The sequence below is a fragment of the Streptomyces sp. NPDC107538 genome (assembly GCF_055657445.1).
Genome location: NZ_JBVKAY010000002.1, coordinates 215,487 through 230,428, shown reverse-complemented (window position 1 = coordinate 230,428; position 14,942 = coordinate 215,487). Strand labels below are relative to the sequence as shown.

General features: G+C 72.0%; 18 protein-coding genes. 14 read left to right on the top strand and 4 right to left on the bottom strand.

The features are described from left to right. Positions 1 to 10: 10 nt before the first annotated feature. The gene (gene aroA / locus ACZ7MG_RS06905; protein WP_471387591.1) at positions 11 to 1,351 is read right to left on the bottom strand and encodes a 3-phosphoshikimate 1-carboxyvinyltransferase; all 1,341 of its coding nucleotides are present in this window, start codon (positions 1,349 to 1,351) and stop codon (positions 11 to 13) included. 159 nt (positions 1,352 to 1,510) lie between these two features. Continuing rightward, positions 1,511 to 2,233 (bottom strand): M50 family metallopeptidase, encoded by a 723-nt coding sequence (locus ACZ7MG_RS06900; RefSeq protein ID WP_471387590.1) that lies wholly within the window; start codon positions 2,231 to 2,233, stop codon positions 1,511 to 1,513. Positions 2,234 to 2,283: 50 nt separating this feature from the next. Here ACZ7MG_RS06900 and ACZ7MG_RS06895 point away from each other — a divergent pair, with 50 nt between their 5' ends. From ACZ7MG_RS06895 to rsrA, 4 genes are all read left to right on the top strand, one after another. Further along, positions 2,284 to 3,099 (top strand): SOS response-associated peptidase, encoded by an 816-nt coding sequence (locus ACZ7MG_RS06895; RefSeq protein WP_471387587.1) that lies wholly within the window; start codon positions 2,284 to 2,286, stop codon positions 3,097 to 3,099. Position 3,100: 1 nt separating this feature from the next. After that, positions 3,101 to 3,748, top strand: coding sequence for an alpha/beta hydrolase family protein (locus ACZ7MG_RS06890; protein WP_471387584.1), 648 nt, complete (start codon positions 3,101 to 3,103; stop codon positions 3,746 to 3,748). Positions 3,749 to 4,017: 269 nt separating this feature from the next. Beyond that, positions 4,018 to 4,689 carry an RNA polymerase sigma factor SigR gene (gene sigR, locus ACZ7MG_RS06885; RefSeq protein ID WP_193242057.1) on the top strand — a complete coding sequence of 224 codons (672 nt, stop codon included), beginning with the start codon at positions 4,018 to 4,020 and terminating at the stop codon, positions 4,687 to 4,689. Next, complete coding sequence (gene rsrA / locus ACZ7MG_RS06880) at positions 4,686 to 4,997, top strand: mycothiol system anti-sigma-R factor (RefSeq protein ID WP_060883359.1); 312 nt, start codon at positions 4,686 to 4,688, stop codon at positions 4,995 to 4,997. Before sigR ends, rsrA begins: the two co-directional genes overlap by 4 nt. Before the next feature lie 112 nt (positions 4,998 to 5,109). On the opposite strand, the gene ACZ7MG_RS06875 is transcribed toward rsrA, so the two are convergent. Beyond that, positions 5,110 to 5,475, bottom strand: coding sequence for a hypothetical protein (locus ACZ7MG_RS06875; RefSeq protein WP_471387582.1), 366 nt, complete (start codon positions 5,473 to 5,475; stop codon positions 5,110 to 5,112). A 196-nt stretch (positions 5,476 to 5,671) separates the two neighbouring features. On the opposite strand from ACZ7MG_RS06875, the gene ACZ7MG_RS06870 reads away from it, so the two are divergent. The 8 genes from ACZ7MG_RS06870 to def all read left to right on the top strand — a co-directional run bounded on the left by ACZ7MG_RS06870 (position 5,672) and on the right by def (position 12,741). Continuing rightward, positions 5,672 to 6,013: a hypothetical protein gene (locus ACZ7MG_RS06870; protein WP_471388268.1), complete on the top strand. Its 342-nt coding sequence runs from the start codon at positions 5,672 to 5,674 to the stop codon at positions 6,011 to 6,013. Next, positions 6,010 to 6,846 (top strand): DUF4388 domain-containing protein, encoded by an 837-nt coding sequence (locus ACZ7MG_RS06865; RefSeq protein ID WP_471387579.1) that lies wholly within the window; start codon positions 6,010 to 6,012, stop codon positions 6,844 to 6,846. The genes ACZ7MG_RS06870 and ACZ7MG_RS06865 overlap by 4 nt, the downstream gene beginning before the upstream one ends. After that, positions 6,846 to 7,559 carry a hypothetical protein gene (locus tag ACZ7MG_RS06860; protein ID WP_471387577.1) on the top strand — a complete coding sequence of 238 codons (714 nt, stop codon included), beginning with the start codon at positions 6,846 to 6,848 and terminating at the stop codon, positions 7,557 to 7,559. Before ACZ7MG_RS06865 ends, ACZ7MG_RS06860 begins: the two co-directional genes overlap by 1 nt. Positions 7,560 to 7,614: 55 nt before the next feature. Next, positions 7,615 to 8,004, top strand: coding sequence for a roadblock/LC7 domain-containing protein (locus tag ACZ7MG_RS06855; RefSeq protein ID WP_471387576.1), 390 nt, complete (start codon positions 7,615 to 7,617; stop codon positions 8,002 to 8,004). Between the two features lie 164 nt (positions 8,005 to 8,168). Beyond that, positions 8,169 to 9,581, top strand: a complete 1,413-nt coding sequence (locus tag ACZ7MG_RS06850; RefSeq protein WP_471387574.1) for an HD-GYP domain-containing protein — start codon at positions 8,169 to 8,171, stop codon at positions 9,579 to 9,581. Further along, the gene (locus ACZ7MG_RS06845) at positions 9,578 to 10,807 is read left to right on the top strand and encodes an HD-GYP domain-containing protein (protein WP_471387572.1); all 1,230 of its coding nucleotides are present in this window, start codon (positions 9,578 to 9,580) and stop codon (positions 10,805 to 10,807) included. The genes ACZ7MG_RS06850 and ACZ7MG_RS06845 overlap by 4 nt, the downstream gene beginning before the upstream one ends. A 127-nt stretch (positions 10,808 to 10,934) precedes the next feature. After that, on the top strand, positions 10,935 to 11,939 hold the full coding sequence (locus tag ACZ7MG_RS06840; RefSeq protein WP_216589631.1) for a tetratricopeptide repeat protein: 1,005 nt from the start codon (positions 10,935 to 10,937) through the stop codon (positions 11,937 to 11,939). A 151-nt stretch (positions 11,940 to 12,090) separates the two neighbouring features. Continuing rightward, complete coding sequence (def, locus tag ACZ7MG_RS06835; protein WP_471387569.1) at positions 12,091 to 12,741, top strand: peptide deformylase; 651 nt, start codon at positions 12,091 to 12,093, stop codon at positions 12,739 to 12,741. Between the two features lie 31 nt (positions 12,742 to 12,772). Here def and ACZ7MG_RS06830 read toward each other — a convergent pair whose 3' ends face one another. Beyond that, positions 12,773 to 13,735 carry a GlxA family transcriptional regulator gene (locus tag ACZ7MG_RS06830; RefSeq protein ID WP_471387566.1) on the bottom strand — a complete coding sequence of 321 codons (963 nt, stop codon included), beginning with the start codon at positions 13,733 to 13,735 and terminating at the stop codon, positions 12,773 to 12,775. A 93-nt stretch (positions 13,736 to 13,828) separates the two neighbouring features. Between ACZ7MG_RS06830 and ACZ7MG_RS06825 the strand changes: the two genes are divergently transcribed. Next, entirely contained in the window at positions 13,829 to 14,047 is a 219-nt protein-coding gene (locus ACZ7MG_RS06825) for a hypothetical protein (protein WP_471387565.1), read from the top strand. A gap of 93 nt (positions 14,048 to 14,140) precedes the next feature. After that, the gene (locus ACZ7MG_RS06820) at positions 14,141 to 14,938 is read left to right on the top strand and encodes a hypothetical protein (RefSeq protein WP_471387563.1); all 798 of its coding nucleotides are present in this window, start codon (positions 14,141 to 14,143) and stop codon (positions 14,936 to 14,938) included. The last annotated feature ends 4 nt before the right edge of the window (positions 14,939 to 14,942 follow it).

Below are 14,942 nucleotides of genomic sequence, written 5' to 3'. Positions count from 1 at the left end.
GGTCCGCCCGTCAGTTCTTCCCGAGCATCCCGGCCCACATGTCGGGGAAGTCCGGCAGGGTCTTGGCCGTCGTCGCCACGTTCTCGATCTGTACGCCCTCCACGGCCAGGCCGATGATCGCACCGGCGGTGGCCATGCGGTGGTCGTCGTAGGTGTGGAAGACACCGCCGTGCAGCGGGCGCGGGCGGATGTGGAGGCCGTCGGCGGTCTCGGTGACGTCGCCGCCGAGTTCGTTGATCTCCTTGGTGAGCGCGGCCAGGCGGTCCGTCTCGTGGAGGCGGAGGTGGGCGACGCCGCGCAGGGTGGAGGGGGAGTCGGCGAGGGCGGCGACCGCCGCGATGCCCGGGGTCAGCTCGCCGACCTCGCTCAGGTCCACGTCGATGCCGTGGATCGCGCCCGAACCGGTGAACACCAGCCCGTACTCGGTCAGTTCGCAGATGCCGCCCATCTCCGTGAAGATCTCGCGGAGCTGGTCGCCGGGCTGGGTGGTGCGCGCGGGCCAGTCGGGGACGACCACCTTGCCGCCGGTCACCAGGGCCGCCGCCAGGAACGGCTGGGCGTTGGAGAGGTCCGGCTCGATCGTCAGGTCGCGGCCGAGCAGGGCGCCCGGGGTGACCCGCCAGACGTTCGGCTCGCCGCCCGACTCCGGGGTGTCCACCTGCGCGCCGACCGAGCGCAGCATGTCGACGGTCATCCGGATGTGGGGGAGGGAGGGGAGGGTCGCGCCGGTGTGGCGGACCTCGACGCCCTGGTTGAAGCGGGGGGCGGAGAGCAGGAGAGCGCTCACGAACTGCGAGGACGAGGACGCGTCGATCGCCACCGGGCCGCCGTCCAGGGCGCCGCCGCCGTGCACCGTCAGCGGGAGGGCGCCCCGGCCGTCGTCGTCGATCCGGGCGCCGAGGACGCGCAGGGCGTCGATCACGCCGTTCAGGGGGCGCTCGTAGGAGCGGGGGTCGCCGTCGAAGCGGATGGGGCCGTCGGCGAGGGCGGCGACCGGGGGGAGGAAGCGCATGACCGTGCCCGCGTTGCCGACGTCGACGGTGGCCGGGCCGTGCAGGCCGGTGGGCAGGACGCGCCAGGCCTCGCCGGAGCCGGCGGAGCCGCCCGTGGCGGCGGAGCTGGAGGAGACCGTCTCCTCGATGCCGACGCCCATCGCGCGCAGGGCGCCCGCCATCAGGAGGGTGTCGCGGGAGCGGAGGGGGCGGCGCAGCCAGCCCGGCTCGCTCGCCAGGGCGGCGAGGACGAGGGCGCGGTTGGTGACCGACTTGGACCCCGGGACGTGGACCGTCGCGTCGACGGCTCCGCTCGCGGTGGGGGCGGGCCAGAGGGCGGGCTGTGCGTTCAGGGCCATGCGGCCACTTTAGTAGGGGTTCGCCCAAGGGGGTTCCTCGTGATCGCCGTGGGCGGCCGCGGGTCCGGTGGGGGCTGATCGCGCCCACGCGGCGGAGCCGCACATGGAGACGCCCCGCGCCCCTGTGATGCGCCCCTGCGGGGCTGCATCACAGCACCGTCACAGCCCCAGCAGCCACCTGCCGCCGCCCATCAGTGCGCACAGGGACACCACGTGGAACATCACCAGCCACACCGTCGCCGGGAGGTGGGTCAGGCGGGAGAGCTGGTCGGCGTCGGAGTCGCCGGCGCCGCCGCGGCGGCGTTTGGCCTGGAGTTCGAAGGCCGGGCGTACGCCGCCGAGGAGGAGGAACCAGACGACCGCGTAGGCGAAGGCGGCCTGGACCTGGGGGCCCGCCAGCCAGGAGACGACGACGAAGGTGCCGCCGGTGAGGAGCACGGTCAGGGCACCGTAGGCGTTGCGGATCATGACCAGCATGGCGACCAGCAGGATCGTGGACAGCCAGAGCAGCAGGGTGATGCGGCCGGAGCCGAGGAGCGCGGCGCCGCCGAGGCCGAGCAGCGGGGGCGCGGTGTAGCCGGCGGCCGCGGTGAGGATCATGCCGATGCCGGTGGGCTTGCCGCGGCTGACCGTGAGGCCGCTGGTGTCGGAGTGCAGCCGGATGCCGGTGAGGGTGCGGCCGGTGAGCAGCGCGATCAGTCCGTGGCCGCCCTCGTGCGCGATGGTGATGGCGTTGCGCGAGAGTCGCCAGACGCCGTGCGGGACGATCGCGGCGAGCGCGGCGACGGCGGTGGCTATGACGACCCAGAGATCGGGGTCGGGCTGGGTGCCGAAGACCTCGTCCCACAGGGAGGCCAGCGAGGTGGCTGCGGTGCTTTCCATGTTCTGCGGGGGCTCCTCGGGGTGGTTTCGGATCTGGCAGTGTGGCACTTATGTGCGGACGGTATGCGTCAAGTCGTAGGCCCGAGGATCTCGCAGGAATCTTTGAGATCGAGAAGTGGGAGCCGGAGGAGACCCTGGAGCCGGATTACAACGTGGCTCCCACCAAGGAGGTCTACGCGGTTCTCGACCGCCCCTTGAAGGACGCCGACGACAAGCGGCCGGTTCGCCAGCTGCGCAAGCTGAAGTGGGGCCTGGTCCCGTCCTGGTCCAAGAGCCCCGAGGGCGCCGCCCGGATGATCAACGCCCGTGCGGAGACCGTGCACGAGAAGCCGTCGTACCGCCGGGCCTTCGCCACCCGGCGCTGCATCCTGCCCGCCGACGGCTACTTCGAGTGGGTCACCGCCAAGGAGGAGCGCGATCTGGAGGTCGAGGGGAAGAAGAAGCGGCCGCGCAAGCAGCCGTACTTCGTGCTCCCGGCCGACGGGTCGGTCTTCGCGATGGCGGGGCTGTACGAGTTCTGGCGGGACCGGACGCTGCCCGACGACCATCCGGGGGCCTGGTGGGTGACCTGCTCGGTGATCACGACGGAGGCCGAGACGACCCCGCTGGCCGTGGCCCCGGCGGACGGCCCGCACGCGCTGGCCGAGATCCATCCCCGGATGCCGCTGATGCTCACGCCCGACCGCTGGGACAGCTGGCTCGATCCCGCCCGTACGGACCTCGACGATCTGCGCGGGCTGCTGGAACCGCCGCCCGCCGGGCTGATGCGCGCCTACCCCGTCTCCACGGCCGTGAGCAACGTCCGCAACAACAGCCCGGAGCTGCTGACGGAGCTGGAGGGCCCTGAGGAGGGCACACTCTTCTGACGTGACCGAGATCGAGGCAGCAGCGAAGGAAGAGATCGACACCGAGGCGGGGACGGCCCGGGTCGGCTGGTACGAGGCCGCGCGGCCGGAATTCGTCCTCGCCGTCGGTCATGGTGCCGGTGGCGGGATCGAGGCGCGTGATCTTCAGGCCCTCGCCGCCGTGCTCCCGGCGCACGGGGTGACCGTCGCCCTGGTGGAGCAGCCGTGGCGGGTGGCCGGGAAAAAGCTCGCGCCCGCGCCGAAGACGCTGGACACGGGCTGGCGGGGGCTGTGGCCCGCGCTGGCGAAGCCGGGGCTGCCGGTGATCGCGGGCGGGCGCAGCGCCGGGGCCCGGGTGGCCTGCCGTACGGCGACCGAGCTGGGCGCGGCGGCCGTACTGGCGCTGAGCTTTCCGCTGCATCCGCCGGGAAAGCCGGAGAAGTCACGGGCCGACGAGCTGCTCGGGGCCGGGGTACCCACGCTCGTCGTGCAGGGCGGGAACGATCCGTTCGGGAGGCCCGAGGAGTTCCCCGAGGGCTCGTACGGGCTCGTGGAGGTGCCGTACGGCGATCACGGCTTCGCCGTGCCGAAGCGGGCGCCGCTCGGGCAGGAGGAGGCGCTGACGGTGATCACGGAGGGTGTCGCGGAGTGGATCGCGTCACTTCGGTGACCGGTTCGGCGGATGGCCGGGAATGCGGAGCGGCGGGTCCCTGTTGTGCCGATCAGACAGCGCGAAAGAGCGTGCTGACCGCCGTAGGAGAGGAAGTCCGCCGCATGGGTTCGACCTATTGCCCGAGCCGTAGCAGCCGCGCTGACCTGGACTGGACGGTGCTGCACGCGGCCAAGAGCGGCCCTGTTCGGGCGGCGGCGGGCATGGATCGTCGTCTATCCTCCGATTCTGGTGGTACCGGTTTCGGTATCGCACAGACGCTGGAGGAGGTGGGTCCGGTCACTGGGACCGACGCAGGGACCGAACGGGGCCAGGCGGAGCAGCCCGAGGGCACCGAGACCGCCGCGGAGCGCAGCGCCCGGTTCGAGCGGGACGCTCTGGAATTCCTCGACCAGATGTACTCGGCCGCGCTGCGCATGACGCGCAACCCGGCCGACGCCGAGGACCTGGTGCAGGAGACGTACGCGAAGGCGTACGCCTCCTTCCACCAGTTCCGTGAGGGCACCAACCTGAAGGCCTGGCTGTACCGCATCCTCACGAACACCTTCATCAACTCGTACCGCAAGAAGCAGCGCGAACCCCAGCGCTCCGCGGCCGAGGAGATCGAGGACTGGCAGCTGGCGCGCGCCGAGTCGCACATGTCGACCGGGCTGCGCTCCGCCGAGTCGCAGGCGCTCGACCACCTGCCCGACTCGGATGTGAAGGAAGCGCTGCAGGCGATCCCCGAGGAGTTCCGCATCGCCGTCTACCTCGCCGATGTCGAGGGCTTTGCGTACAAGGAGATCGCCGACATCATGGGGACACCCATCGGTACGGTGATGTCCCGGCTGCACCGGGGCCGCCGTCAACTGCGCGGCATGCTCGAGGACTACGCCCGTGACCGCGGGCTGGTTCCGGCCGGCGCCGGGGAGTCGAACGAAGCGAAAGGCTCGGGCTCATGAGCTGCGGAGAGCCGCATGAGACGGATTGCAGCGAAATCCTCGATCATCTCTACGAGTTCCTCGACCGCGAGATGCCCGACGCCGACTGCACCAAGTTCGAGCACCACTTCGAGGAGTGCTCGCCCTGCCTGGAGAAGTACGGCCTCGAACAGGCCGTCAAGAAGCTGGTCAAGCGGTGCTGTGGGCAGGACGACGTGCCCACCGATCTGCGGGCCAAGGTGATGGGCAGGATCGATCTGATCCGATCGGGTCAGACCGTTCCCGAGCATGATGTGACCGCCTCGCCGGTCACACCGCAGGAGAGCTGAGCTGAGCTGATGACTGAGCCCGTTACGGGGCGGCTGTGCGGCCGTCCCCGTAACGGGCTCAGTCGTGTGCGCGGCGTTGGCCGGAGGGCTCAGACCGCCAGGCCGCTGTCGATCAGACCTCCAGGCCGTTCTCGATGCGCTTCAGGCCGTGCCGGGCCAGCGCCAGGTTGCTGCGCGAGCGGTCCAGCGCCAGGTAGAGGAAGAGCGAGCCCTTGCTGCTGGTCAGCGGGCGGATCAGGTGGTACTGCCGGCCGAGCGTGATCAGGATGTCCTCGATCACGTCGTTCATGTCCAGCGAGGCCAGCGTGCGCATCTTGGAGCGCACCACCTCGGTGTTCCCGGCCGCCGCGAGCTCCAGGTCGAGGTTCTGTCCGCCGCCGAGGGCGCCGAGCGACATACCGCTCTCGTAGTCGACCAGCGCGACACCGATCGCACCGTCGAGGGCCATGGCTTCCTTGAGTGCGGTCTCGATGTTCATATTGCTGCCCCAATTCCTCAGTGCTGCTGACCGGTCACTGTCCGGCCAACTACGATCGAACGCGAGTGACCCACCGGTCACAAACATCAACTTTTTTGCTTGCTACGGAAGTTGGCGTTCAAAGTACTGTGCGGCGCGTGAACGTGGAGGGCGAATGGGGGGACTTGAGGAAAGGAAGCCTGCGCTCCAGACCTCGCTGGACCGGCTTCTCGACTCTCCCGGCGTCACCGGCGTAGCCCTCGTCGACGCGGTCACGGGCCTGACCTACGCCGTGGCGGGTGACGCCGCCCAGGCGGGGACGGGGGCGGAGTGCTCCGATCTCGCCACCCTCATCTCCGACCGGCTCGGCGCGGCGGGGGCCGAGGGGGAGTTGGAGAGCGTGGTCATGACCAGCAAAAGACGCCATCAGGTGCTGCTCCGGGTGGACCGGTCGGCCGGCGACCCGCTGTTCCTGGCGGCCGGGCTCGACCGCGACCGGGCGAACGTGGCCCTGGCGCTGCGCAGCCTCGGCGACCGGGCCCGAGAGGTGCTGGCGTGAAGACTCCCTCGGCACGCAACGTCCCCGCGCTGCTGCAGGCACTCCACCAGGAGGGCTACACCGGCACCGTGCGGGTCTCCGGCTCCCCTGGTGGCACGATTCACCTGCGGGACGGACGGATCGGCGCGATCGAGACACCGGGCGCGCCGACCGCGACGTCCGCGCTGCTCGCCTCGGGCCGTATCGACGACGACGCGTGGCTCGCGGCCTGCGCCGCCGAACCCGACGCCGACCGGCTCGATCTGTATCTGTCGGCCACCGGTCTGATCGGCGCCGCCGAACTGGAGGTGGTCTGCACGGCCGCCGTGTTCGACGGGGCCTTCGCGATGGCGCTCAGCCCGCCCGGCGGCTGGGAGCTGGCCGAACGCCGGCCCACCCTGCTCGCCCGGCCCGGTGTCGAGCCGCGACCGCTGGCCGAGGAGACCACCCGACGCATGGCGCTGCTGACCCGGCTGTGGGGACCGGCGGGCGAACTCGCCCGCGCCCGGCCCGAACCGGTCACCGGCCGCGACACCCCGGAGTCCGACGGCCGGCTGACCCGGCGCCACCGCGACCTCGTGGAGAGCGCCAACGGCCGCCGTACTCCGCGTGACATCGCCTTCGCCCGCGGGCGCGGCCTCTACGCGGTGATGCTGGACCTGGTCCGGCTGGAGTCGCTGCGGGCCGTGCGTTGGGAGACCAGGCCCGCGCCCGACAGCCGGCCCAGCACCGCGCCCCGCACCCCGCAGGGGCACGCGGCGGCCGACGAAACGTCACCCAGAGCCGGTCCCCTGCCCAGACGCAGGCCCGGTGGAGGCTCTCCCGCCGGAGGCCTCGGAGCGAAGGACGGGTAGTGAGCCCCGACAAAGACCCGGCCCGCAAGCGCCGCATACGCAGCAAGGCCGCCCGCCTCCGACGGCGTTCGGTCCCCAGAGCCGCCGCGGACGACCGCCCGGTCCCGCCCGACGAAACCCCACAGCCCGCCGCACCCGTCCCCCCGCACGCGGCACAGCCACCGTCCACCGAGCCCGGTGGCAGCACAGCCGAACGGCCACCGCCCGGTGACACGGCGGCGGGGCCGTCACCGTCCACCCCGACCGGCGCCGCCGCCGCACCACGGCCGTCGCGCGCCGGATCCGGTGAGATCGCCGGGCCGGGTGACACCGTCGGGCCGGGTGACACCGCCGGACCCGGTGCGGCCACCGACCCTGAGGCGGCCACCGGCTCTGGTGAAGTGGCCGACCTCGGTGCGGCGCCCGGCTCCGGTGAAGTCGCCGACCGCGGTGAAGTCACCGATCCCGGTGAAGTCGCCGATCCCGGTGAAGTCGCCGATCCCGGTGAAGTCGCCGCGGGGCTGCCGCGGTTACCCGTGCGGGGCGCGGCACGCGGTCCCGCGAACACCGGGGACGACGCGTCGGACACCCCGGCCGTGCCGCCCCCCTTCCCACCCCTGTCCCTGCTGTCGGCCGAGGAACTCCTCGCCGACCAACCCTCCGTCGAAATGCTGCGGCGCGTCCGCCGCGGGCTGCGGGCTCTCCCCGAGTCCGACCGGCACCTGCCCGACTGAGCCGCTCGGACCCGCACACCCCACCGCAGAAGCCTGGACCAAGGAGCACGTGCCCATGACCGCACACGCATCGACCGAATCGCTGACGGACATCCTGGCCTCGCTGCGTGACCGGGTGATGGGCGTCGCCGAGAGCGTCCTGTCCACCGTGGACGGGCTCCTCGTCGTCGCCGACGTCGACAAGGTCCACCCCGAGTCCGTCGCCGCGCTCGCCGCCGCCACCCTCGGCGTCGGCCGCCGCATGGCCGACCAGTCCGGCGTCGGCGCCCTCCGCGAGGTGGTCGTGCGGTGCGGCGCCGGGCACGTCATCGTCGTCGCCGTCGGCGAGCGCACGCTGCTGACCGTCATGGGCGACGACGGTCTCGACATCGAGGCGTTCCAGCGCGAGTCCCCGGCGACCGTGGAACAGCTCAGCAAGGTGCTCGCGGCGGACGTGGCGCACTGATCCCCATCACTGGTGACTTCACTGGTGTCGTCCGGGGTGTCGTCAGTGGTGTCTTCACTCGAAGGAGTTAATCCGGCCGTCGCGGCCCCATGGATTCGTCCGTAGCCGTCCCCGCCCGCTCCGGCCCGTCCTAGGCTCCGGAGCCTGGACTCGGGAGGGGTGCCATGGGGTCGGTGCCGGCAGGGGCACGTGTGTACGTCGCCTGTGCCGCCCTCGGTGCCCTGGCCTGTCTCGCCCCGTTGCCGGACGTCCGTGTCCCGTGGTGGGCGGTGGCCCTGCTCGCCGTGCTGTACGCCGCGTGCGAGCAGATCACCCGGTGTCCGTTCATGGGGCACCGGGCCCCCAAGGGCATGGGCACCTTCTTCCCGGTGCTGCTCGCCGGGGCCTTTCTGCTGCCGGTGCCCGCCGCCGCGCTGGTGGCCGTGCCGGGGGCGCTGCTCTCCCGCGTCGAGCAGCGGCCACGAGCGCTGCGCCGCATCTGGCGTGCGGCTCGCCTGGTGCTCGCGGTGGGGGCCGCGTCGCGGGCGTACGAGATGCTCGGCGGCCGGGACGCGGTCGGGAGCGCGGTCGGGGGCGCGCTCGGCGGTGGGGAGGTGGTCGTCGGCTCCGGCTTCCCGTACGCGCTGTTGCCCGCCGGGGGTGCGGCGCTGGTGTTCTGTGTGGTGCTCACCCTGCTCGACGGCGGCATCCGGGCGCTCGCCGAGCGGGCGCCCGTGCGCACGGCCTGGAAGGGGCTCTTCCTGCGGTCGCTGGCGCCCGTCCTCGTGCACGGGTTCGCCGGGCTGATGATGGCCGTGCTGTGGCACAGCCCGTACGGGCCCGTCGCCGCGCTGCTCGTGCTGCTGCCGATGTACGTGTCCTGCTGGGTCTTCGCGCAGTACCACCGGGAGCGGGCCGCGCACCGGGCCACCATCCGGGCGCTCGTCCAGGCCGTCGACATCAAGGACGGCTACACGCGGGGGCACAGCGAGCGGGTCGGGCGGGCGTCCCTGCTGATCGCGCGGGAGCTGGGCATGGACGACGAGCGGGCCGAGGTCCTGCGGTTCGCCGGGATTCTGCACGACGTGGGGAAGCTGGGGGTGCCCACCCGGCTGCTGCGCAAGGACGGGCCGCTGACGCCTCAGGAGCGGCGGGTCATCGAACTGCATCCCGAGTACGGCCACGAGATCGTGCGCGGGATCTCCTTCCTCGGGGAGGCCCGGGCGGCGGTGCTGCACCACCACGAGCGGCTGGACGGCAGCGGGTACCCCTACGGGCTGGCCGGCGGCCAGATCCCCGAGTTCGCCCGGGTCGTCGCCGTCGCGGACGCCTTCGACGCCATGACCTCCACCCGCTCCTACCGCCGGGCCCGTCCCGTCGCCGCCGCGCTGGCCGAGCTGGACCGCTGCGCCGGTGCCCAGTTCGACCCCGCCATGGTGCGCGCGCTGGCCCGCGCCCTCGGCCGCCACGGCTGGCACCCCACGGTCACCGCGGACTCGTGCGGCAACGTACCGCCCGCCCGTCCCGGCGGCGATCAGACCCATGGCGATCAGGCCCGTGCCGGGCGGGCGGACCCCACCGGAGGGCGGGTGCCGTGACGCTGCTCGTCCTCCTGCGCGGTGCCGCCCTCCTTCTCGCTCTCCTCGGCCTCGCCCACACCCTCTGGCACGGGCTCGACGAAGCCGGTGTCGCACTCGCGTTCGGGGTGCTCGTGGTGGTGGGGGAGCTGTCGCGGTGGCGTGGGGCGGAGGGGCGGGAGGCCGCGCCGCTCGGGGCGGCCGGTGCGCTGGCGTACGCCCTGCTGGGGGAGAACGGCGGGCGGGCGACCGGGCACGGGGTGCTCCAGGTCGTGGCCGTCGTCGTCGCGGCCGGGCTGTTGGGCTGTGTGCCGCATGTGGCGAGGGGATGCGGGTCCACCGTCGATCACCTCACCCGGCGCGTGCTCACCGTCGCCTTCGCCGCCCTCTGCTTCCAGCCGCTGTACAACCGGGGCAGGCTGCTGGAGTGGAGCGGCCACTCCTATGTACTGCTGCTCGTCGCCCTGCTCGTCGTGACCGCGCTCTGCGACGCCGTGCTGGCGGCGGCCATGGCCCACGCGCGGACCCGGTGGCCGTTCGGCCCGCTGCTCAGGGACGAGCTGCGGGCGCTACCGGGCATCGGGTCGGCGGTGTGCGCGACCGGGGTCGTCATGGCGCTCGCGGTCGGCGTCGTCGGACTGTGGGCCCTGCCGGTCTTCTCCCTGCCCCTCCTGCTCGCCCAGCTGTCGTTCCGGCGGTACGCGGCCGTGCGGATCACCTACCGGCAGACCATCGCCTCGCTCGCGCGGGCCACGGAGATCGCCGGGTACACCCCGGCCGGGCATGCCAGACGCGTGGCCCTGCTCAGCCGCGCGGTGGGCCGGGAGCTGGGCCTCGCCGAACCGGAGCTGACCGTACTGGAGTACGCGGCGCTGATGCACGACATAGGCCAGCTGAGCCTCGTCGACCCCGTGCCGGGCGGGGCGACGGCCGGGCTCCCGGCGGCCGAACAGCGCCGCATCGCGCTGCTGGGCGGCGCGGTCGTACGGCAGACCGGGGTGGACGGCGAGGTCGCCGTGGTGGTGGAGCGGCAGGCGGATCCGTACCGTGAACAGCCGGTGGGGGCGCGGATCGTGCGGGCCGTGAACGCATACGAGGAGAAGGTCCGGGAAGCAGGGCCCGGAGGGCCGCTCAGGGTCCTGGAGGAACTGCGGCTGGGGACGGCCCGGGACTATCACCCGGAGGTGGTGGAGACGCTTGCGAGGGTACTGTCGAGAGACTGTCTGACCCTGCCCGAGGTGGGGTAACCCATGGGTAATGAGCGGCCCTCCATCCGGTCGTGGTTGGATGCGAGGGAGAGGGTGTACCGGGGGCGACGGCCAGCCCACTCCGACGGAACTGGCAGGCGGGAACCGTAACTGGCAGGCGGGAATCGTGAGGATCTTCGGCAAGGGACGGCATCGGCCCTCCGCCTCTTGGCGGCAGGCCACCGATCGTGCGTTCACGCTGATCGGCGACGGTCGGTACGAGGACGCGGGCGCGCTGCTGACACGTGCCGCGGACCTGGAGCCGTGGCTGTCCGAGTCCTGGTTCAACCTCGCGCTGCTGCACAAGTTCCGGCACGACTGGGAGCAGGCGCGGGCGGCCGGTCTGCGGGCCGTCGCGCTGCTCGACCGGGAGACCGGGGCGCCCGACTGGTGGAACGTGGGCATCGCCGCGACCGCCCTCCAGGACTGGCCGCTGGCCCGCCGCGCCTGGCAGGCGTACGGGCTGCGGGTGCCCGGTGGCGCTTCCCGGCCGAGGCCGGGCGGCGCCGGGGACACCGGCGAGCCGGTCGGCATGGACCTCGGCAGCGCGGCCGTACGGCTCTCGCCGGAGGGTGAGGCCGAGGTCGTGTGGGGGCGGCGGCTCGACCCCGCCCGGATCGAGGTGCTGTCCATTCCGCTGCCGTCGTCCGGGCGGCGCTGGGGCGAGGTCGTCCTGCACGACGGGGTGCCGCACGGCGAGCGGACCACGGCCGTGGGGCACGCGTATCCGGTGTTCGACGAGATCGAGTTGTGGGCGCCGTCGCCCGTGCCGACCTGGGTGGTGCTGCTGGAGGCGGCGACCGAAGCGGACCGGGACGCGCTGGAGCGGCTCGCGGCGGACGCGGGGTTCGCGGCGGAGGACTGGTCGTCGTCGGTGCGGTTGCTGTGCCGGCTGTGCTCGGAGTCGCGGATGCCGTCCGACGAGGGGGACGGGGAGCATCTCGATCCGCATGATCACAGTGAGCCGGGGCATCCGGGGCCGCTGGGGCATGTGACGGACGGGCAGTTGTGGGCGCCGGAGCGGGAGTGCGGGGTGGCTGCGCCGGCTTCTCTGGTGCGGGGGTTGCTGGACGGGTGGGTCGCCGACAGTCCGGATTCTCGTGACTGGCGGGATCTGGAAGAGGTTTGTTAGGGGGCTTGCGGTTCGATTTCGGCCGCAGGTTCGGTGGGGCTTCTCGCGCAGTTCCCCGCGCCCCTTACGGGGCGCCCTCCTGCGGGGCGGGATCCCCGTACCCTGTATCAGCATCACCACCCCCTGTTTTCTAGGAAGGCGTACGTCTGTCATGGCCCAGCAGGACACCGATCAGCAGCACGTGGGCGTGCTCCCCGTCGATGACGAGGGGTTCGTCGTCGACACGGAGGACTGCGAGGAGCGCGAGCAGGCGTACCGGGAGCGTGGTACGTCGCTGCCGATCACCGTGGTCGGGAACCCGGTGCTGCACAAGGAGTGCAAGGACGTCACCGAGTTCGGCGACGAGCTGGCGAAGCTGGTCGACGACATGTTCGCCAGCCAGCACACGGCGGAGGGCGTCGGCCTCGCCGCGAACCAGGTCGGCGTGGACCTCAAGGTCTTCGTGTACGACTGCCCGGACGACGAGGGCAAGCGGCACACCGGTGTGATCTGCAACCCCAAGCTGGTCGAACTGCCCGCCGAGGCGCGCCGGTTGGACGACAGCAACGAGGGCTGCCTCTCGGTGCCGACCGCGTACATGCCGCTCGCCCGCCCCGACTACGCCGAGGTCACCGGGCAGGACGAGAAGGGCAACCCGATCAAGGTGCGCGGCACCGGCTACTTCGCGCGCTGCCTGCAGCACGAGACCGATCACCTGTACGGCTACCTGTACATCGACCGGCTCTCCAAGCGTGACCGCAAGGACGCGCTGCGGCAGATGGCCGAGAACGAGCCCCGCTACCCCGTGGTCGCCAACGACTGAGGCGCTGCACCGCGTCGCCGACGGCCCCGCCTCAGGCGACTTCCGGGCCCCGGAAGGTCCGGCGGTAGGTCTGCGGGGTCGTGCCGAGCGACCGTACGAACTGATGGCGCAGCGCGGCGGCGGTGCCGAAGCCGGTGCGCCAGGCGATCGCGTCCACCGTCTCGTCCGTCGCCTCCAGCAACCGCTGGGCCAGCAGCACCCGTTGCCGCAGGATCCAGCGGTACGGCGTGGTCCCGGTCTCCTGCTGGAAGCGGCGGGCGAACGTGCGCGGGGACATGTGCGCCCGGGCGGCGAGCTGCTCGACGGTGACCTCCTCGTCGAGATGCTGCTCCATCCACACGAGCACCTCGCCGACCGTGTCGCACTGCGAGCGGGGCAGCGGGCGCTCGATGTACTGGGCCTGGCCGCCGTCGCGGTGCGGCGGGACCACCATCCGCCGGGCGATCTTGTTGGCGACCTCCGGGCCCTGCTCCTTGCGGACGATGTGCAGACAGGCGTCGATACCGGCCGCCGTACCCGCCGAGGTGATCACCGGGTCCGCGTCCACGTACAGCACGTCCGGTTCGACCACCGCCCGTGGATACCGCCGGGCCAGCTCCTCGGCGTGCCGCCAGTGCACCGCGCACGGCCGCCCGTCCAGCAGACCGGCCGCGCCGAGCACGAACACCCCCGAGCAGACGCTCAGCACCCGGGCGCCCCGGTCGGCGGCCCGGCGCAGCGCGTCCAGCAGCTCGGCCGGGTAGATCCGGTGCAGATAGCTGTCGCCCGCCGGGACGACCACCAGGTCGGCCTCTTCGAGCCGGTCCAGGCCGTACGGCGTGGAGACGGTGAACCCGGCGTGCGTGCGCAGGGTCGGGCCCTCCGCCGACGCGACCGCGAAGTCGTACACCGGCAGGCCCTCGTCGCTGCGGTCGAGGCCGAAGACCTCGCAGACGACGCCCAGTTCGAAGGGATGCACGCCCTCCAGGAGGATGGCGGCCACGTTTTTCAGCATGCCCCCAGTGTGCCTCGGAAGTGGCAGGAATTCGAGGGGGTGCGGCAGTCCTGCCACTGTTTGTCAGGTGCGTTCGGCGCGACAGTGGTGTCCATGGATACGACACAGCTGCAAGGACTCATCGGAACACTGGCCGTCCTCGGACTGTTCGCCCTGGTCGCGCTGCCGGCGATCATCGGCGTCGTGCACGACTGGCGCGTCGACCGGCAGATCGCGAGGGCGCAGGAGCGGCAGATCGCCAAGGCGGAGGAGCGGCAGGTCGCGAAGGCGGAGGAGCGGCGGGCGTCGCACCGCATCGCCCGTGCCGCCTGACCTCGGCGTTCGCCCGAGAACCCGTACTGCCGCATATCTGTACGACAGTGATCGCCCCTCTGTGTAGCCTCTCCTCGACCCAAGGGGAGGATCATGAGACACAGAACGCGCCCCGCACACGGCCGGACCCTGGCCGTGGCGGGCGGGGCGGCGGCCCTGGTGCTGCTCGCGGCGACGGGCGCCCACGCGGAGGGCAGGGGAGACGTCCGCGTCACCAAGACGGTCGTCAACGGCGGCAAGAACGTCATCATCGGAACGGCGAAGACCATCCGGTACCCGGTCGCCGTCACCGTCAAGGACGACTCGGGTGCCAAGAAGATCACCGATCTCAGCACGTTCAACCGGTCCAACGGCTACGGCTTCACGACCTGGGACGGCGACTCTTCCTGCAAGAAGAAGAGCGCGACGACATCCGTGTGCACGGGAACGATGACGGTCGACCCCGGCTGGATCGCCGACAGCGACGACATCGACTCCAACCGCGTCGCCGGAGTGTGGCAGGTCAACGCCACCGTCAAGGCGAACGACGGCGACTACTGGATCTCCGACAACATCGCCCGGTACAAGGTCAAGCGCGCCTCGGTCCTCACCACGGTGATCCAGCCCGAGAAAGTCGCCAAGGGCGCGAAGGTCACCGTCGGCGGCAAGCTGACCCGGGCCAACTGGGAGACCCTCAAGTACGGCGGGTTCACCGGGCAGTCGGTCCAGCTGCAGTTCAAGAAGAAGGGCGCCGCCCGTTACACCACCGTCAGGACGGTGAAGACGGGCAGCGCCGGGAAGCTCACCGCCAAGGTGACCGTCACGGCGGCGGGCAGCTGGCGCTGGTACTTCCCCGGCACGACGACGACCGCGAGGGTCACGTCGGCCGGGGACGCCATCACCTTGAAGTAGCGCG